This is a genomic window from Shewanella sp. 0m-6 (genome assembly GCF_052977325.1).
In genome coordinates, this window is record NZ_JBRIMD010000018.1 from 13,382 (window position 1) to 32,830 (window position 19,449).

Annotated in this window: 17 protein-coding genes; 11 read left to right on the forward strand and 6 right to left on the reverse strand. The window is 45.5% G+C overall.

Going from position 1 to position 19,449, the window contains the following annotated elements; all coding sequences use genetic code 11:
• Both ACVBJC_RS14045 and metJ read right to left on the reverse strand, forming a co-directional pair.
• The gene (locus ACVBJC_RS14045) at nt 1–732 is read right to left on the reverse strand and encodes a sulfite exporter TauE/SafE family protein (RefSeq protein ID WP_447161479.1); all 732 of its coding nucleotides are present in this window, start codon (nt 730–732) and stop codon (nt 1–3) included.
• Nucleotides 733–915: 183 nt separating this feature from the next.
• Nucleotides 916–1,230, reverse strand: a complete 315-nt coding sequence (gene metJ, locus ACVBJC_RS14050; RefSeq protein ID WP_012153825.1) for a met regulon transcriptional regulator MetJ — start codon at nt 1,228–1,230, stop codon at nt 916–918.
• A 210-nt stretch (nt 1,231–1,440) separates the two neighbouring features.
• On the opposite strand from metJ, the gene metB reads away from it, so the two are divergent.
• The 8 genes from metB to ACVBJC_RS14090 all read left to right on the forward strand — a co-directional run bounded on the left by metB (nt 1,441) and on the right by ACVBJC_RS14090 (nt 9,848).
• The gene (metB, locus tag ACVBJC_RS14055) at nt 1,441–2,601 is read left to right on the forward strand and encodes a cystathionine gamma-synthase (protein WP_447161480.1); all 1,161 of its coding nucleotides are present in this window, start codon (nt 1,441–1,443) and stop codon (nt 2,599–2,601) included.
• Nucleotides 2,602–2,616: 15 nt separating this feature from the next.
• On the forward strand, nt 2,617–5,010 hold the full coding sequence (locus ACVBJC_RS14060; RefSeq protein WP_447161481.1) for a bifunctional aspartate kinase/homoserine dehydrogenase II: 2,394 nt from the start codon (nt 2,617–2,619) through the stop codon (nt 5,008–5,010).
• 223 nt (nt 5,011–5,233) lie between these two features.
• Entirely contained in the window at nt 5,234–6,124 is an 891-nt protein-coding gene (gene metF / locus ACVBJC_RS14065; RefSeq protein ID WP_447161482.1) for a methylenetetrahydrofolate reductase, read from the forward strand.
• 318 nt (nt 6,125–6,442) lie between these two features.
• Nucleotides 6,443–7,018, forward strand: a complete 576-nt coding sequence (locus ACVBJC_RS14070) for a c-type cytochrome (protein ID WP_447161483.1) — start codon at nt 6,443–6,445, stop codon at nt 7,016–7,018.
• Between the two features lie 9 nt (nt 7,019–7,027).
• A complete protein-coding gene (locus tag ACVBJC_RS14075; RefSeq protein ID WP_447161484.1) occupies nt 7,028–8,080 on the forward strand; it encodes a c-type cytochrome in 1,053 nt (350 codons plus the stop codon).
• 69 nt (nt 8,081–8,149) lie between these two features.
• Nucleotides 8,150–8,512 carry a GFA family protein gene (locus ACVBJC_RS14080; protein ID WP_447161485.1) on the forward strand — a complete coding sequence of 121 codons (363 nt, stop codon included), beginning with the start codon at nt 8,150–8,152 and terminating at the stop codon, nt 8,510–8,512.
• 19 nt (nt 8,513–8,531) lie between these two features.
• Nucleotides 8,532–8,795 (forward strand): cysteine-rich CWC family protein, encoded by a 264-nt coding sequence (locus tag ACVBJC_RS14085; RefSeq protein WP_447161486.1) that lies wholly within the window; start codon nt 8,532–8,534, stop codon nt 8,793–8,795.
• Nucleotides 8,796–8,864: 69 nt separating this feature from the next.
• Entirely contained in the window at nt 8,865–9,848 is a 984-nt protein-coding gene (locus tag ACVBJC_RS14090) for a DMT family transporter (RefSeq protein WP_447161487.1), read from the forward strand.
• Nucleotides 9,849–10,020: 172 nt separating this feature from the next.
• Here ACVBJC_RS14090 and ACVBJC_RS14095 read toward each other — a convergent pair whose 3' ends face one another.
• From ACVBJC_RS14095 to uvrA, 4 genes are all read right to left on the reverse strand, one after another.
• Nucleotides 10,021–11,907 carry a DEAD/DEAH box helicase gene (locus ACVBJC_RS14095; RefSeq protein ID WP_447161488.1) on the reverse strand — a complete coding sequence of 629 codons (1,887 nt, stop codon included), beginning with the start codon at nt 11,905–11,907 and terminating at the stop codon, nt 10,021–10,023.
• Between the two features lie 226 nt (nt 11,908–12,133).
• The gene (locus ACVBJC_RS14100) at nt 12,134–13,093 is read right to left on the reverse strand and encodes a M28 family peptidase (RefSeq protein ID WP_447161489.1); all 960 of its coding nucleotides are present in this window, start codon (nt 13,091–13,093) and stop codon (nt 12,134–12,136) included.
• Between the two features lie 62 nt (nt 13,094–13,155).
• Nucleotides 13,156–13,470 (reverse strand): hypothetical protein, encoded by a 315-nt coding sequence (locus ACVBJC_RS14105; RefSeq protein ID WP_447161490.1) that lies wholly within the window; start codon nt 13,468–13,470, stop codon nt 13,156–13,158.
• Between the two features lie 18 nt (nt 13,471–13,488).
• Nucleotides 13,489–16,332 (reverse strand): excinuclease ABC subunit UvrA, encoded by a 2,844-nt coding sequence (gene uvrA / locus ACVBJC_RS14110; RefSeq protein WP_447161491.1) that lies wholly within the window; start codon nt 16,330–16,332, stop codon nt 13,489–13,491.
• Between the two features lie 265 nt (nt 16,333–16,597).
• Between uvrA and ACVBJC_RS14115 the strand changes: the two genes are divergently transcribed.
• The 3 genes from ACVBJC_RS14115 to ACVBJC_RS14125 all read left to right on the forward strand — a co-directional run bounded on the left by ACVBJC_RS14115 (nt 16,598) and on the right by ACVBJC_RS14125 (nt 19,445).
• Complete coding sequence (locus tag ACVBJC_RS14115; RefSeq protein ID WP_447161492.1) at nt 16,598–17,965, forward strand: MFS transporter; 1,368 nt, start codon at nt 16,598–16,600, stop codon at nt 17,963–17,965.
• 32 nt (nt 17,966–17,997) lie between these two features.
• Nucleotides 17,998–18,672, forward strand: a complete 675-nt coding sequence (ssb, locus tag ACVBJC_RS14120) for a single-stranded DNA-binding protein (RefSeq protein WP_447161493.1) — start codon at nt 17,998–18,000, stop codon at nt 18,670–18,672.
• A gap of 377 nt (nt 18,673–19,049) precedes the next feature.
• Entirely contained in the window at nt 19,050–19,445 is a 396-nt protein-coding gene (locus tag ACVBJC_RS14125; protein ID WP_447161494.1) for a curli production assembly/transport protein CsgE, read from the forward strand.
• The last annotated feature ends 4 nt before the right edge of the window (nt 19,446–19,449 follow it).

Sequence of the window (19,449 nt, forward strand, 5' to 3'; positions counted from 1 at the left end):
CTAACCCATTAACTCTATCGTTGATTTAATGGTTAGGATAAGCGCACTGCCGCCACATAAAGCCAGAGTTAACGCTCTGGTTTTTTGTTTGTCGACTCGTCCTACTAATCGCCCTGCCACGATATATCCCAAAATCACAGAGGGTAATAGCATTAAAGAGATATAAAAGTGATGCAAGGTCAGCAAGCCTGCAAATGCCAAAATGATCAAAGCAATCATCGAGCTGAAGATAAAGAAGGCCGATAAGGCGGCGCGAAATTGGCCTGCATCTTTACCGGAAAGCAAGATGGCAAGAGGCGGCCCACCAATTGCGGCTATGTTGCCAAAAATACCGGATAAAATGCCTGCGATAAATAAGCTAAATCGATTTACTGGAATGCTAAATTTCATCAAGCTTAAACCAACCGCCAATGCCACAATCGCGGCTATCGCCAGACCTAAAATCGGTTGCGGCGCAATTAAAATCAACGTCGCGCCGAGTATGCCGCCAGGAATACGACCTAAGAGTGCATATTGCAGGCCATTAAACTCAAGCTGACCTCGCTCTCTAAATAGGGTCAGCAGTGCAATAGAGAATCCCATCATGATAACAGGTGCAGGTACTAGGCTCGGATCGACGATATACAGCAAGGGGCTTGCAACGACGGCTAGGCCAAAGCCGATAAGACTTTGGGTTAGTGCGCCACAAAAGATAATCAGTGAGGCAAGTAGTAATGTAATGGGTTCGATCATCTGTTTATCCAGCCAAGACGGCTTATATGGGAACGAATAAAGGTTGGCCTATCAGTGACGATGGCGTGAATCGATTTACAGGCAAACTATCAGTCGGCTACACGTTTATAGTGGTATAGAAGCAGATAAGGACTGCTAAGCAGTCCTTATCTGGAGATCATGTTTGTCGATAATCAATGAAGATTATTCAAGTTCTTCCCACTCAATGCCCATTTCATCCATTAGACGTTTAACCTCAGCAGGCATGCTGTCGGGTTTATCTTTAGTTAGATCGGCATCGTTTGGCAGTGGCTGGCCTGTGTATGCATGCAGGAATGCTTCGCACAACAGTTCACTGTTTGTGGCGTGACGCAAGTTATTCACCTGGCGGCGTGTGCGTTCATCGGTAAGTACTTTAAGTACTTTCAAAGGAATGGACACAGTAATTTTTTTCACTTGTTCATTCTTTTTGCCGTGTTCAGCATATGGGCTGATATAATCGCCATTCCACTCAGTCATTGACTCACCTGTAATTTCAAAATTCGGGGCAGATTTTAACCCTTTAAATTGTGCAGTCAAATTATTGCCTCTTATTTATGATAAATGCAAATAGATTTCTATATGCATGGACGTCTAAACGTCTAAAGTGGTTGACGAGGAGGATGTGCTTAGGTACATTTAGACGTCCAGACATCTCTAATAAGAAAATCAGTAACTAAGGAGTAGTACATGACCGAGCGTAAACTTGCCACCGCGGCAGTGCGTCAAGGCATTGAGTCCGATAGCCAACATGGCGCTGTTGTACCGCCAATATACCTGTCAACTAACTACTCTTTTGATGGTCATAAAAATCCAAGAGACTTCGATTATAGCCGCTCGGGTAACCCAACTCGCTCCATTCTTGGCGATGCGATTGCCGAACTTGAAAAAGGTGCGACGGGAGTGGTGACTTGCACTGGTATGGCGGCAATCACCTTGGCGACAAATCTACTCGGGCCAGATGATTTACTTGTCGTGCCACATGACTGTTATGGCGGCAGTTACCGTTTATTTACTAACCTTGCCAAGAAAGGTCAGTTTAAGTTGCTAGTAGTGGATCAGACTGACTCACAGGCACTTAATCAGGCGATAGCGCAAAAACCTAAGATGGTATGGTTAGAAACACCGTCGAACCCCTTACTTCGCGTGGTCGATATTGAAGCTATCAGTTCGGCTAGCCATGAAGTCGGCGCGTTAGTCGTCGTCGATAACACTTTTCTGTCACCTATTTTGCAACAGCCGTTATTACTTGGCGCCGATATCGTGATCCATTCTACGACAAAATATATTAATGGTCATAGTGATGTGGTGGGCGGCGCTGTTGTGGCTAAAGATCCTGAAGTCGGAGAGTTGCTGCATTGGTGGTCAAATACATTAGGGCTAACGGGTTCAGCATTTGATAGTTATCTCACTTTGCGCGGAATTCGCACACTTGCAGTACGAATTCGCGAACATCAGGCGAATGCGCAACGAATTCTTGATACCCTAGTCAATCATAAAGCTGTATCCAAAATTTATTACCCAGGGCTTAAAGATCACCCGGGGCATGAGATTGCGGCCAAGCAGCAAAAAGGTTTTGGCGCCATGTTGAGCTTTGAGCTCCAAGGTGGGGAGCCCCAGTTGGTGGAGTTCTTAAAAAATCTAAATTATTTTTCAGTTGCAGAAAGTCTTGGCGGCGTTGAAAGTTTAGTGGCCGTTCCTGCGACCATGACACATAGGGCGATGGAGCCAGAGGCTCGCGCTGAAGCTGGCGTAAAAGATACGCTTATCCGTCTTTCTGTTGGTATCGAAGATGCTGACGATCTTGTTGCCGATATTGAAGCTGCGCTTAATGCTGCAGCCGCTTGTTAATTAAAGGGGTATACGATGGCACGCTGTCACTTACATAAATTTGGTGGCTCAAGTCTAGCGGATGCAGACTGTTACCGTCGCGTTGCTCATATTTTGCTGACGCATGGCCACAGCGACGATTTAGTTGTGGTGTCAGCTGCCGGTAAAAGTACTAATTTCCTGTATAAGTTGCTCGAATTAAGTAGCACTAAACAGTTGTGGCAAGAAGAGCTGCAGACACTCATTAGCTTTCAGCAAAATTTGATTGAGCAATTGCTCTCAAATGAGCAGGCACGTTCTTTAAGAGAGCGTTTATCTACCGATAAATCTCAGCTGATCAGTCTATTGTCGATAGAGTCAATTAATGACTATCAGAGCAGCCAGGTAGTCAGCTTTGGTGAGCGTTGGTCAGCGCGCCTATTAGCTGCATTGCTGCGCGAGTCAGGGGTTGCGGCGTCGGATGTCGATGCTCGCACCTTACTGATTGCTGATGAGGGCGCAGTGCCGCAAATTCGCTTGCAAGAGTCTCGCGAGCGTGTGCATCTGATGACCGAAGCACACCCAAATGAGCGGCTAATTATTACGGGGTTTATCTGCGCTAATGAGCGTGGTGATACCTTACTGTTAGGGCGTAATGGTTCTGATTTTAGTGCCACCTTGATTGCTAGCTTAGCGGATATTGAGCGGGTCACGATTTGGACCGACGTTGAAGGGGTATTTAACGCCGATCCGAATAAGATCAACGATGCAAAGTTGCTGAGTAGTCTTTCACTTGCTGAGGCAAACCGTTTAGCCCATTTAGGCTCACCGGTACTGCATAATCGTACTTTGCAGCCACTATTTGATACCCAAGTGAGTCTGGCTGTGCGTTCAAGTTACGCCTCCCACACAGACTTTACCTTGATTGCACCTAAGAGTTCTTCGGCAAGTGCGCCAGTGGTGACAAACTTAAGTAGCGTTGCCTTGTTTAATCTTGAGCTGAAGAGCGATTTTAAACAGTTTATCGCCTTGCTTGAAGAAACAGGCTTGAGCCCACTTGCTCATTGGGAGCTTGGGCAAAACCGAATTGAGTTGACCGTAACGCTTGAAAACCAGAAGCAAGTGTTAGCTTTGCTTGATGTTAATCGTGAAGCATTAGCTGTGAGTAATATTAAGATCACCGAAGACTTAGGCCTAGTTGCGTTAGTCAGCGCCGATGCAAACCTTTACCGTCGTGGATTTGCCAGATTATTGAGCCGTAACGCCAGACCACTATTTAACGATGGCATGAGTCTCGTGACATTAGTGCCGCAAGGGCAAGTTAACCTGCTAACGCAAAAAGTTCATCGTCGCTGCGCCGGTCCACGTAAGCGCATTGGTGTGCTATTGCTAGGGGTGGGCAATATTGGTGAAGCTTGGGTCGATCTGTTTAGCAATGCCCAGGCGGCGCTTAATAAAGAGTTAGAAGCCAGTGTTGAGCTTGTTGGTTTAGTGAGCTCACGCAAGGCACTAATTAGCGATGAAGGTATTGAGCTTGATACTTGGAAACAGGTTTTTGAAGAGCATGCGACGCCTTGGCAATATAGTCACTTATTTGATGAGGTACATGAGCTGGAGTGTGATGAAGTTATTGCGCTCGATATTAGTGCCAGCGCTGATTTAACTCTGCAATATCCAGAGTTTTTTGCCCGCGGAATACATGTTGTAAGTGCTAATAAACTTGCAGGATCAGGTCCATTACCTTTTTACCGAGAGCTTAAGCAGCAACTGGATAATCGTCGCCTGTTTTGGCGTTATAACGCCAGTTGTGGTGCAGGTTTACCTGTGCAACATGCCTTAAACGATCTGCATAATAGTGGTGACAGCATAGAGGCGGTTGGTGGGATCTTCTCTGGCACACTTTGTTGGTTATTTGAAAACTTTGATGCGAAGAAACCTTTCTCGGAATTGGTTATTGAGGCGAGGGGCTTAGGGATCACTGAACCAGACCCTAGGGATGATTTATCTGGCCGTGATATGCAACGTAAACTACTGATCTTAGCCCGTGAAATAGGCTTTGAGATTGAGCTAGAAGATATCGAACTTAAGTCTTTGGTACCTGCTAACTTGGCTGAATTGCCGCTAGAGCAGTTTTTGTCGCGAATTTGCGAGTTAGATGAAGATATGCAGCAACAGTTTGAGGCTGCAGCAGAGCAAGATAAAGTTCTGAGATATGTGGCTTCTTTAGATAAGGTGGATGGCAAGCTAAAGGCTGAGGTGAGCTTACAATGGGTTGATAATAGTCACCCTTACGCTAACCTAACACCAGGCGATAACGTGTTCGTGATCCGTAGCGAGTTCTACCAAGATAACCCATTGATAATTCGTGGGCCGGGTGCGGGTCGCTTAGTCACAGCTGCTGCCGTGCAGTCGGACCTAGCGCATATTTGCAGAGATTTGCTGCAAGAATAATGTTCACATTTTTGCTGTTACAAAGGACTCGTTTGAGTCCTTTTTTATTTTCAGCTCTAAACCATCTTGTTCAAAAGGCGGATTTTTTACTGTCTCAAGAAAAAAACTCACTTGCCTGCTTTTTGCGCTTGACTTCACTCTCAGTTTCTCTAGTATATGGACATATAGACGTCCAAACGTCTGTTTCGGATTGCAATCTAATGCTGAAGTTGAGGAAGTAGAAATGGGTTTTCATCACGCACAACATGCAACATCATTAAACCAGAGCCTATCTGAGCTAAATGGTGACATTAACGTTTCTTTTGAATTTTTCCCGCCTTCAACTCCAGAGATGGAAAAGTTACTTTGGAACTCTATTCGTCGTTTAGAGCCATTAAACCCTAAGTTTGTTTCTGTAACTTACGGTGCCAACTCTGGCGTTCGTGATAGAACCCACGGCGTGATAGAACGTATTCAAAAAGAAACCGACTTAGTGGCTGCACCGCATTTAACGTTAGTTGACGCGAGTGACGAAGAGTTAAAAGAACTGGCTAAGCATTACTGGAACAGCGGTATTCGTGACATTGTAGCCCTTCGCGGTGACTTGCCAGAGGGAAGCGCAAAGCCAACGCGTTTTGCTAACGATCTTGTTCGCTTACTGCGCTCAGTTGCTGACTTTGATATTTCAGTTGCTGCGTACCCTGAGGTGCACCCTGATGCGAGCAATGCTCAAGCCGACTTGATCCACTTGAAAAAGAAAATTGATGCCGGAGCTAACCGTGCCATTACTCAGTTTTTCTTCGATGTAGAGTCATATTTGCGTTTTCGTGACCGCTGCGCGGCGGCAGGCATCGACGCTGAAATCGTCCCAGGCATATTACCTGTCACTAATTTCAATCAAACTAAACGCTTTGCGGCGATGACTAACGTTTCAATTCCAAGCTGGTTACACCGTCAGTTTGAAGGCCTAGAAGATGATGCAACCACTCGTCAGATGGTTGGTGCTAACGTGGCGATTGATATGGTTAAAGTCTTATCTCGTGAAGGCGTTAAAGACTTCCACTTCTATACATTAAACCGTGCCGAACTCACCTACGCAATTTGCCACACGTTAGGGGTTCGTCCAGGTCAATAAACAGATAATTAATTAGAGCAATAAACTGAACCAATAGCCTAGGCTGTTGGTTTTTTTATGCTGTTTATGGATGGTATTAGAGCGTTAAGTTTTACAGCAAGCTTTCTCTGAGCTTTGTTATTTATGCATATGAAAGCTGTCTGCTCGCTATCACTTACTGGTGATAAGAGGCGGTGGCGCAGCATATTGCCGCACTCTAGAGCCTCGCTGTCATATTATTATGATATTTTTCAATCTACAGTGAGTAATCTTAGCTAAAGCTGCTACTGTTATTTATATAAAAAACAGTGAGGTATGATAATGAAAAGTGGATTAATAATGGCATCTTTACTGATGCTGAGCTCATCAACTTACGCTGCTATGCCGCCTTCGGCAGCGTTATGTGGTAGCTGCCACGGCCCGCAAGGTCAAGGCGTTGAGCCACTAGGGCCGAGGCTAGCCGGCCTTTCAGCAGACTATATTGTGAACCAAATAGTACTGTTTCAATCTGGTAAAAGACAAAATACGACTATGGCACCGATGGCGATGACAGTTCAAGGCCCAGCGATTAAAGAGGTTGCCGATTACTTTGCAGCGCAAGATGCTCCTGTAGTAACTCCGCACATTAGAGGGGAGATAGTGAGTTATACGGACACTACCGAGAGGCTCGTTTACCAAGGGGATTGGAGTCGTACTATGCCAGCTTGCGTGACTTGTCATGGGCCATCAGGTCTAGGCATTGCTGAGTTTCCACGTTTAGCTGGTCAACAGGCTTCTTACCTTAAAAGTCAGCTGTTAGCCTGGCAAAATGGTACGCGCAGTGGCGATCAGGATAACGTGATGGGCACCGTTGCTGATAAGCTCACAGCTGCCGAAATTGACGCATTAGCACAATATTTTGCCACATTGAAATAGGAGCAAACCATGAAAATAGCTCAATTAAGTTTGCTTTTACTCGCCTTTAATTTTGCTGCTCAAGCTGAAACTTTACCCGATAAGCAAGCAGAGCTTGATGCCTCAGCCAAAAAAGAGGGCCAGCAATACCTGGTTCCACGTCCTTTGACGAGTATTCCACAAGGCGCATTTGGCGACAAAGTTCGCCGAGGTTATCAGCTTTTTGTTAATTCACAACAGATGCGCGGCCAATATGTAGGTAATGAGCTTAATTGCTCAAACTGTCATATGGATGCGGGTCGTAAAGCGAACGCCGCTCCCATATGGGCAGCTTACTTTGCCTATCCTGCCTATCGTAAGAAAAACGACAAAGTGAATACCTATCAAGATCGTCTCCAAGGCTGCTTTACTTATTCTATGAATGGCAAGCCGCCAGCTTCGGGCAGCGAAGACTTAGTTGCCTTGTCTGCGTATTCTTATTGGTTGGGGATGGGGGGGCTAATGGATATGGCGGGTCTTTCTGCTAAGGTACCAGAGTTAAGTGATGCTGAGCTATTAAAGGGAGGTAAGCGCGATGATTTTCCATTCCCTGCGGCGGTCAAAAATGCGATGACACTTGAGCAGCGCGCCAATTTGCCAGGCAGAGCCTATCCTAAAATTCCGGCACCAGAGCAAGCTTACTCGCCCGAGCGTGGAAAAGCGGTTTACCAGGCTCACTGTCAGTCTTGCCACAATGTAGATGGTCAAGGCTATGAGACTGCAGGAGTGTATTCTCTACCGCCAATATGGGGGCCGCAGAGCTTTAATTGGGGCGCTGGCATGCATAGAGTAAATACTGCGGCTTACTTCATCTACGAAAATATGCCGTTTGGTAAGAGTATTCAGCTCAGCAATCAACAAGCCTGGGATGTCGCGGCCTATATTAACTCTCATGAGCGGCCACAAGATCCACGTTTTAAAGGCGATATTGGCAAGCTGAAACAAGAGTACCATATGCACCAAGGTTACTATGGTCAGAGTGTTGATGGGCAAGCGGTACTAGGTAGCAAATCTTTTATCAATAACCCTAAAAAAGGCGAATAATACTCACCTTCAGCATTGCAGGGCTCGAGATTTGAGCCCGCTTTGACTTTGTATTATAGGGAGAGCACGATGCAATATAAAGTCAGTTGCCATTGCGGCGAAGTAGAACTAGAACTGAATTTACCGGATGGCCTTGTAGACTTGCGCCGTTGTGATTGTTCTATGTGCCGCAGAAGGGGAGCGGTGGTTACGTCAGCATCACTCGACGGTATAACGATTATTAAGGGGGCTGAGAAATTATCGCTCTACCAGTTTAATACGTTAACGGCGAAGCATTATTTTTGTCGGATCTGTGGGATCTATACTCATCACCAACGCCGCTCAAACCCTAAGCAATTTGGTGTGAACGTGGCTTGTATTGAGGGGATTAACCCCTATAATCTTGGCGATATCCCGCTAATGGATGGAATTAACCATCCTGCAGACCGTTAACACTAGTGAGTTCACCTCAATGAGTCATCAAGCCCCACTCGATAGCGATAATCGCTGCCCTCTATGTCAGGGATTTAATCATTGTGCTGCGCAAACTGGTACAGGTATAGAGCAATGTTGGTGCAGTAAACAAGAGTTTCCAGATAAGCGTTTATTAACGCATATTTTAGCCGCGGATGAGCTGGCAAGTTTAACTGGAACTGATTGTATTTGTGAGTCTTGTCTGCTGAAGCTTAAAGCGCTGCAAGACAAAGACAGTCATCTCTATAAGAGAATCGATTAGCCCACTAGACCGATAGGGATCAATGAGGCACTATTTGCGATCTTCTATTCCTGCAACGAGCCATATCCCATGGATCCGCTAACTCAGCGCTCAGAGTTTAAACTCGGTTTTATCTTTATTTCAGTCGCCGTACTTTTTTGGGGCATTTTGCCGATAGCACTTAAGTTATCTGGTCAATTTATTGATGCCGTTACCTTAACGTGGTTCCGCTTTTTGGTTGCCCTAGTGGTCAGTTTTGCCATTCAATACTTCAGTGGCAGCATCAAACAATTTAAGGGGCTCGATAAGCGGTCTTGGCTCAAGCTGGTTCTGGCTGGTGTGTTGTTAATTTTTAACTACGTCTCTTTTGTTTACTCGCTTAAGTATCTGGCGCCTGGTTCTGCTCAACTTAACTTTCAAACTGCGCCTTTCTTTCTCGCATTTGGTGGTGTGTTATTTTTTAAAGAGCGCCTAAATGCGATACAACTTAGCTGCTTTGCCACACTGGCTTTAGGCATGTTGATGTTCTTTCATCCCTATTTAGGCTTTTCAAACTCTGACTTGTCAGGATCTGGGTCGTCAGAAGTATGGAAAGGGGTATTGATTGTTCAGTTTTCAGTGCTGTCTTGGGCTAGCTATGCGCTAATCCAAAAGTCGATGATTAAACGCTTATCGCCGAATAACATTCTCTTGTTTATCTACTTCTTTGGTATTTTTGCCATGGCTCCTTTTAGTGACTTAAGCCAGTTTGCTCGCATGAACTCTAGCGAATGGGCGATAGCCATCTTCTGTGCCATCAACACTTTGATAGCCTATGGCTGTTTTGGGCAATCGATGAAGTACTGGCCTACAGGGCAGGTTAGCGCCATGTTGGCACTAACTCCAGTACTCAGCTTAGGCTTAACGGCGGTGGTAGTGAGTTTAGGTTGGTGGAGCGATTTGATAAAAGGGGCATTTATCGACCCGTTATCGTTTACTGGGATAGTCATGATTGTCGTATCGGTGATTGCGGTGCAGCTGTCTCCCATCTGGCAAAAACACAGGGCGTTAAGGCAAGTTCAAGCAAGAACTTAAGTTATTGAAATGATTAAGCTACTTTAAGTTTTGTGGCTTTTTTTGCTCTTTATAACGGGCTTGGGTTATTTGTGCTACCTAGAGACGTTAGGGTTTAAAACAAAAAAGGAGCCTAATGGCTCCTTTTCTTTATGTCTAGTTTGGCTGCAACAGAGGTTGCAGCTCGTTAGACTTATTCAGCGTCTTTTGGACCTTTACGGTGCGGCTTTCTGTCACCAGAAGGACGACGGTCACCAGAAGGTCTGTCGCCTGAAGGACGACGGTCGCTTGATGAAGTACGTGGGCGACGTGGTGGACGGCTATCGCCACCTGAAGTGTTTTCAAACTTCTCACCAGCAGCTTCACGGATGTTTAGTGGACGACCACAAACACGCACTTTCTTAAGGTGCTGTAACACTTCTTTTGGCATGCCATCTGGCAAGTCAATTGCAGTCACTTGGTCGAACAATTGGATTTGACCAATGTAACGGCTGTCGATGTTCGCTTCGTTAGCAACAGCGCCAACAATGTTACCTACACCAACACCATTGTCACGACCCACATCGATGATGTAACGACACATCTTAACATCTGGGTTGTCCTTCAATGAATCCGCTGCACCTAGGTTTGAAGGTGTTGGGCGAGACTCACGACGTGGACGGTCACTGCGATCACGTGGACCACGGTCATTGCGATCACGAGAACCACGGTCATCACGGTCACGTGAATTACGGTCATCACGGCTATCACGTTGACGCTCGTTCATTGTATGGAGTTGCAATGGACGATCTTTTTGCACTTGCTTAAGTAGTGCTGCAGCAAGTATGTCTGTATCGACTTCTAATTGCTGACAAAGTGTTGCCACTGCGCCTTTCATGAACTCTAAATCTTGAGAGATAATTTCAGCTACTTGCTCACCAAGGCGAGAAAGACGACGCTCAGTTACTGTCTCAGGGCTTGGTACGTCCATTGGAGCGATACGGCTGTTAGTTGCACGCTCGATAGTGCGTAGCATACGCATTTCACGGTGTGTAACAAAAAGAATCGCCATACCTGTACGACCAGCACGGCCAGTACGGCCAATACGGTGAACATAAGCTTCAGTATCATATGGGATGTCGTAGTTAACTACGTGTCCAATACGCTCAACGTCAAGACCACGTGCAGCAACGTCAGTAGCAATAATGATGTCTAGTTGGCCACGTTTAAGTTGGTCAATAGCTCGCTCACGTGCTTGCTGATTCATGTCACCGTGTAGTGGTGAAGATGCATAACCGCGTGCTTCTAACTTTTCAGCTAGTTCAACACAGCTATTACGAGTACGTACGAAGATAATAATACCTTCAGTTTTTTCAACTTCTAAAACACGTACTAGTGCTTCAAGTTTGTTGTGTTGAGAAACCTGAACAAAACGTTGCTCGATGGTTTCAACTGTAGAAGTTGTTGCCGCGATTTTAACGTGAACAGGGTTATCTAAATATTTGTTAGCAACACGCTTAATTTGCTCAGGCATAGTTGCCGAGAATAGCGCTAGTTGGCGAGTCTTAGGCGTGTGCTCAAGGATCCATTCGATATCATCGATGAAGCCCATTTTTAACATTTCGTCAGCTTCGTCAAGTACCATTGCTTTTAATGTATCAAGCTTTAGTGTGCCACGACGCATATGGTCCATAACACGGCCTGGAGTACCAACGATGATTTGAGGGCCACGACGCAATGCATTTAACTGCTGTTGCATGCTTTGTCCACCGTAAATTGGCAGAACGTGTAGGCCTTTCATGTATTTTGCGTAGCTAGCGAATGCTTCAGCAACCTGAACGGCAAGTTCACGTGTTGGTGCTAGCACTAGAATTTGTGGTGCATTAGTATTTGGATCAATGCTGTTTAGCAAAGGAAGTGCGAAAGCACCTGTTTTACCAGTACCAGTTTGCGCTTGACCTAAAATATCTTTACTCGCCATAAGAGGCTCGATACTTGCGGCTTGGATCGGTGTTGGTTTTTCATAACCAAGATCGTCAAGAGCACGCACTAAAGACTCGTTTAGACCGAGTTCGCGGAAAGTTTTTTCATTGGATGACATGGGTTGTAGCCTTGTGGAATAGCAGAGCACTTGGAATGTGCCGATGTTTAAGACAGAAAATCAACCCCGTGTCGACTTCCCGCACTGAAAACGTATCAGTAAGCCGACTAGTATAGCAGGCTACAATTGGTAATACCAATTAATCCTTAGTTCTTTATCTAATTCCATAGCAAATAGTAGGCCAATTAAGTACTTGCGTTAACCAATAAATCATTCTTTGTTCACATTAGTGAGCATTTCTTAGCAGTAAGCTATCAATTTTTAGCAGTTGGTAGGCTGATTCACTAACAGATGCAATAAAGTTAACATCTAAATTATCGGCAGTATCGGTGGTTTGATGGTAATCGCGGTGTGCCGGTACACCAAAATATAGCCAAGGTATTCCAGCTTTATGCAGTGGGTAATGATCAGAGGCTCTTAAGAAGTCGAAGGCAATAGCCGAACCGTCGAAGGCTCTCGGGTGCTGGGTTCTAATGCACATCTGGTTATATTGTGTAATTGCGCTACGCATCTTAGAGAATGATTCGAAGCGGCGAGAGCCTTCAATATAGATGGCATCATGCCTGTTTGGACGACCTATCATATCCAAATTAATTGCTAGCTCAATCTGATTAATTTGTGGTGTGGTATCGGGCAATTTTAGCGCTTCGACCAAGGCATAGCCACCATAAAGCCCTGGCTCTTCTGCATCTGTTGCGACAAATAGCAAGTTCACCTCACTGCCTTGGCTCTTTGCTTGTTGTGCAAGCTGTAGTAAGCCTGCAACACCTGATGCATTGTCATCGGCGCCAGGGTGATAGCGATTAGCATCGCCACCTAAGTGATCGTAATGAGCAATAATAATCCGCCATTGCTTACTGCCATTATTGGCCGCAACGAAGCCTATCATGTTGATACCTAATTTATCGCTGAAGGAGCGGCGGTAGTGAAATGGATGTTGATACTGACCTTGCCAGGGGCTAAGGCCAATCTGTTGGTAGCGGTTTTGAATAAAGGCTCTGCTTAATGCCGCGCCTTGTGTTCCGGTTTTACGCCCAGACATCGCTGAGCTGGTCAGAGTGTTGATATCGGCGGAAATCGTTGCGGTATCGGCCCAATCGATTATTGGTGCTTTATTGCAACTTGGCTGGTTAGCACAAGAGATAAGCGTGATTGAAATCGCTATTAATAACAGTAAACGCAACATCCATTTGCCCTTAAGTATTAAACCAATATATTGAGATTAGCTTTTAAGGGCGCAACTAGCGACTAGATTTTTAGTTGCTGGACGACATTATTATTGGTTTGAGGTAGGTCGATAGCTTTAATTTTGTAAACAGGTACTTGGGAGAACAAGCGATGTTTTGCGCCAACGTTAACCAGAGACTCCTCTTTTAGGTTACCTACGGGCACACGAGCAACGCTGCCGTCTGGCAGTGCTATAGTACTGGATTCTTGATCGCTACTTATCACTCGTGCCTTATGTAAAGTGCAGTTACCAAATAGGGGATCAATAACCGCGATAAGCAGTAGGCCAAGTGTAAACACTAGGCCTAAGCTTAAAAAAACAAGTCTAAAATGCATTTAGCGAGTCTGTAGTTCTTATGACTTTTGAAGCAATGGCTTCAAAAAGCGGGCGGTATGGGACTCTGTATGTTCAGCAACCTCTTCAGGTGTACCGGCAACTAAGATGGTACCACCGCCAGAGCCGCCTTCGGGGCCAAGATCGATAATCCAGTCTGCAGTTTTAATCACATCGAGATTATGCTCAATCACCACGATAGTGTTGCCATGAGATTTGAGTCTATGCAAAACATCCAATAAAAGTTGGATGTCGGCAAAGTGCAGTCCTGTAGTGGGTTCATCAAGAATGTACAAGGTTTTACCGGTATCACGTTTAGATAACTCTTTGGCGAGTTTAACGCGCTGAGCCTCACCACCTGACAGGGTGGTGGCGCTTTGGCCAAGACGAATATAAGACAAGCCCACATCCATCAAGGTTTGTAATTTACGGGCTACGGCTGGGATCGCATCGAAGAACGGACGCGCCTCTTCAACTGTCATCTGCAGCACTTCGTGAATGTTTTTACCTTTAAAGCGCACATCTAAGGTTTCGCGGTTATAACGCTGCCCCTTACAGTTGTCACATGGCACATACACATCGGGTAAGAAGTGCATTTCAACTTTAATTAAGCCGTCACCCTGACAAGCTTCACAGCGACCACCTTTGACGTTGAAAGAGAATCGACCCGGTTGGTAACCGCGAGTACGTGATTCCTGTGTTGCAGCAAACAGTTCACGAATAGGGGTGAAAATACCCGTGTAAGTGGCAGGATTTGAGCGCGGTGTGCGGCCGATAGGGCTTTGGTCGATATCGACGACTTTATCACAGTGATCCATGCCGACAATGCTTTTATAGGGAGCGGGCTCATCGACCGTTGCACCATTAAGTTGCATGTGCGCAATCTTATAAAAAGTATCATTAATCAGAGTCGACTTACCCGAACCTGACACGCCAGTGATACAGGTAAACAAGCCGACTGGAATTTGCAGATCGACATATTTAAGGTTGTTACCCGATGCACCAAATAGCTCAATCAATTTTTCAGGATCGTATTGAGTGCGTTCGGTCTTTATGTGAATCGTCTTTTCACCAGAAAGGTACTGACCAGTGATAGATTCTTTACAGTTGAGCAGATCTTGCAGCGTACCTTCGCCAATCACCTGGCCGCCATGCACACCAGCACCTGGGCCGATATCAATAACATGGTCAGCCATACGAATCGCATCTTCATCATGCTCAACCACGATAACGGTATTACCTAAATCACGCAGGTGAATAAGGGTTTGCAATAGACGCTCGTTATCACGCTGATGTAAGCCAATCGAAGGTTCATCGAGTACGTACATTACGCCCACAAGGCCTGCACCAATTTGGCTAGCCAGACGAATACGCTGCGCTTCACCACCTGAAAGTGTATCGGCAGAGCGTGAAAGGCTTAAGTAATTCAAGCCCACATTGACCAAGAAGCCTAAGCGGTCACGGACTTCTTTTAAGATTTTATCGGCAATCTGTGCGCGCTGACCGGTAAGTTCTAGGTTTTCAAAATAGTTCATGGCTTCGCCAATAGACCATTGAGTTAACACCGGTAAATTCAAGTCTTCAATAAACACGTTACGCGCTTCTTCACGCAGGCGTGAACCACCACAACTTTGGCACGATTGAGTATTAATGAACTTGGTTAGTTCATCGCGAACCGCGTTTGACTCAGTCTCACGGTAGCGCCTGTCCATATTGTTTAAAATCCCTTCGAAAGGATGATTTCTAACAACAACATCGCCGCGATCGTTAATGTACCTAAAAGCAATGCTCTGATTACCTGAACCATAAAGCACGATTTTACGCACATCATCGCTGAGCTGCTCAAACGGCTTTTCGATATCAAACTTATAATGGTCGGCTAATGAGGTGAGCATTTGGAAGTAATAGAAATTACGTCTATCCCAGCCTCTAATCGCTCCGCCAGCAAGTGACAGTTCAGTGTTGGTGATCACGCGTTCAGGATCGAAGAACTGTTGTACCCCAAGGCCATCACATGTTTGGCAGGCGCCTGCGGGATTATTAAACGAGAAGATCCTTGGCTCAAGCTCGGCCATTGAGTAACCACATACTGGGCAGGCGAAGTTAGCCGAGAAAACTTGCTCTTCAGGCTTAGCTTTACCTTCAACAGGATCCATGCAGGCAATTTTTGCTATGCCACCAGATAACTCAAGTGCCGTTTCAAACGACTCGGCTAAACGTTGCTTAATATCACCGCGGACTTTAAAGCGGTCAACGACCACTTCGATGGTGTGCTTAACATGAAGATCAAGCTCTGGTGGATCGCTTAAGTCACAGACTTCGCCGTCGATGCGAGCGCGAATATAACCTTGTGCTGATAGGCTCTCTAATAGCTTTACGTGTTCACCCTTGCGGTTATTAATTACCGGCGCAAGCAGCATTTGACGGCTGTCTTCAGGTAACTCAAGCACTTTATCAACCATCTGGCTAACGGTTTGAGCCGCTAGAGGCTTGCCATGAGTTGGGCAGCGCGGTTCACCTACGCGGGCAAACAACAGTCTTAAATAATCGTAGATTTCGGTAATGGTACCCACCGTTGAGCGTGGGTTATGAGACGTTGATTTTTGTTCGATGGAAATGGCAGGGCTTAAGCCTTCAATATGATCAACATCAGGCTTTTCCATCAAGCTCAAGAATTGACGGGCATAGGCTGATAAAGACTCGACATAGCGTCGTTGGCCTTCTGCATAAAGCGTGTCAAAAGCAAGAGAAGATTTGCCCGAACCTGACAACCCCGTGATGACAATTAGTTTGTCGCGAGGAATAGTTAGGTTGATGTTTTTAAGATTGTGGGTACGAGCACCACGTACTTCAATATTTTCCATCTAGCGTTCAGATCTCAAAGCCGAAAAAAGTGGTTAAGTATCTCACAAAATTGCCACAGGAAATAGACAGAACTGGCTATCAATTGTAGGAGTGAACCAAGATCTCTCTAAGAAACCGAGATAAAGGCATTAGGTATCAAAGCTTTCTGAAGTCTGTGTTTAAAAGATGGTTTGACTTTGCATCTTTGCTTTTTACTTTTGGGCTATTGAAAAACTTCGTGATAAACTGCGCGACCAATTTAAAGTCACTGATCAGGGCGGGGCCATGGCCAACAACGGACTTTCCAAAACAGAGAAAAAAGTCGCGTTTTCTTTAGCCAGTGTGTTTGGATTGCGAATGATGGGCTTGTTTATGATCATGCCTGTATTTGCACTTTATGGACAACACTTAGAAGGTTTTTCGCCTTTATGGGTGGGTATTGCCATTGGCGCATACGGTTTAACACAAGCGATTTTGCAAATCCCGATGGGGATCTTATCTGATAAATTTGGTCGTAAACCGATTATTTTAATCGGACTACTGATCTTTGCTCTTGGCAGTCTAGTGGCAGCCAATGCCGACACTATCTATGGCGTAGTGGCCGGGCGAGCCTTGCAAGGCATGGGGGCGATTGCCGCCGCTGTTTTAGCCTTGGCTGCAGATTTAACCCGAGATGAGCAACGCACCAAGGTGATGGCGATTATCGGCATGTGTATCGGCTTCTCGTTTGCCTTGTCTTTATTAGTTGGGCCCATTGTGGCGCAGCATTTAGGCTTGTCAGGCTTATTCTTTATGACGGCTGGGCTTGCGCTGTTAGGTATGCTTATCGTGCAGCTTTTAGTGCCTAACCCGATTTCGCAGGCCCCAAAAGGGGATACGGTTGCGGCGCCTGAAAAGCTGAAGCGTATGCTATTTGATCCGCAGTTATTTAGACTCGACGCCGGTATTTTTATTTTGCACCTGGTATTAACCGCTGTGTTTGTGGCGCTGCCGCTAGACTTGGTTGATGCGGGCTTAGCCAAAGAAGAGCACTGGATGCTCTATTTTCCAGCCTTTATGGGGGCATTTTTCTTGATGGTGCCGCTGATTATTATTGGGGTTAAGCGCAATAATACTAAAGGCATGTTCCAAGTCGCCCTCATTATCATGATGGTTGCACTGGGCTCTATGGCGATGTTTGCCAATAATTTAGTGGTATTAAGCATTGCTGTGGTGTTGTTCTTTACTGGTTTTAACTACCTTGAGGCATCGCTACCTAGTTTAATTGCCAAGTTTTGTCCTGTTGGTGATAAAGGCTCTGCAATGGGGGTTTATTCAACGAGTCAATTCTTAGGTGCATTTTGTGGTGGTTTATTAGGCGGCGGTGCCTATCAGCTGGTCGGTGCATCTGGAGTATTTGCGGTCGCATTAGGCTTAATGTGCCTGTGGTTTTTGTTGACCTTCGGAATGAAAAATCCAGTGCTACTCAAGAGTTACACATTAGAAGCCAATGTGAGCGATAAACAGAGTGCAGTGGTGATGGCTACTGAGCTGTCGGCATTGGCCGGTGTGTCAGAAGCTATCGTTGTACTCGAAGAGAAAGTGGCTTATTTAAAAGTAGATGACCATTTCGATTTGAGAGAAGCCAGAGCTGTGTTAGGCTCTGTCAATTAGTAAAAATTTAATGAATGTCGCAGGAGATTTCAATGGCTAGTCGTGGTGTCAATAAAGTAATTTTGGTGGGCAATTTAGGACAAGATCCTGAAGTACGTTATATGCCGAATGGCAATGCCGTAGCCAATATTACCGTGGCGACAAGTGAGTCTTGGAAAGACCAACAAGGTCAACAGCAGGAGCGTACTGAATGGCACCGTGTTGTGATGTTCGGCAAGTTAGCTGAAATCACTGGTGAATATTTACGTAAAGGCTCTCAAGTTTATCTTGAAGGCAAGCTACAAACACGTAAGTGGAAAGACCAAAGCGGACAAGATCGTTACAGCACTGAAGTTGTTGTCGATCAAAGTGGTAGCATGCAGATGCTAGGTAGTCGCAACCAAAGCGGTGGCGCTCCGGCACAAGGTGGTAACTCTGGTTATGGCCAGCAGCAATCACAGCAGCAAGGTGGATACGCACCTGCGCCGCAACAACAAGCTCCACAGCAGGGCGGTTATGCACCTAAGCCACAACAAGCACCTGCTCAGCAGAGTGGTTACCAGCAGGCTGCGCCGCAACAACAAGCTCCACAGCAAGGTGGTTATGCACCTAAGCCACAGTCTACTCCGGCTCCTCAGCAAGCGCCACAACAGCGCCCAGCACCGCAGCCACAGCAGAACTTCACTCCAGATTTGGATGATGGCTGGGACGACGATATCCCGTTCTAGCAGACGGTTTATTTAAAACTGTAAAGTTAAAGTTAAAACCATATATGAACCCAGCATAAAAGCTGGGTTTTTCTTTTTCTGACACTTTTATATAGATAAATATCCCTGAGCCCAGCAGAAATGCTGGGCTTTTTTTTGAACATTTATCATTGATTTAATACCTCGCGTTTCTACAAACGTACCTAAAAGTACTACGCCTTTTTTCTACCTTTGATATTCCAGTGGCAAACAGTCTCGTTTTGGGCATCAAAATAGATGGAATAGCTGCTAGTGTAGAAAACTCAAAATTATAGCAGCGGGATGGCGACGACTAAGTACGACTAAGTGTTGTTATCAGGTTTTCAAATGAGAAATTCTACCCAAGGGTTGCACTGGTTATGCGGAAAACAATTTCAATTCTTATACTGATTTTCTGCTGTACTTTCCCTGTCGCTGCTGAAGATAACGATATTGAAATTAGTGGCTTAGTTATCGATAGAACGCTCACCCGTTTTGGGAAAGATTTTAGCTTCTATTATTCAAGCTATTGGCGAGACCTGCCTTTTACTCAAGGTTTTAACGTCACTTTATATGAAACGGTCTTCCCACAAGCGGGTACCTTACTCACTCTAGAGGTGAATGGGATAACCATCTACAAAACCCATTTTGGACGTAGAGCGAGTCCAATAAAAGAAAGAGCAGAGCAGGCTATTTTACTCACAATCGATCATTTAGCTCGGGTTAGGGCAAATGCGATTACAGGAGAGTTGGCAGACGGTTCTGACGGATACTAGGATA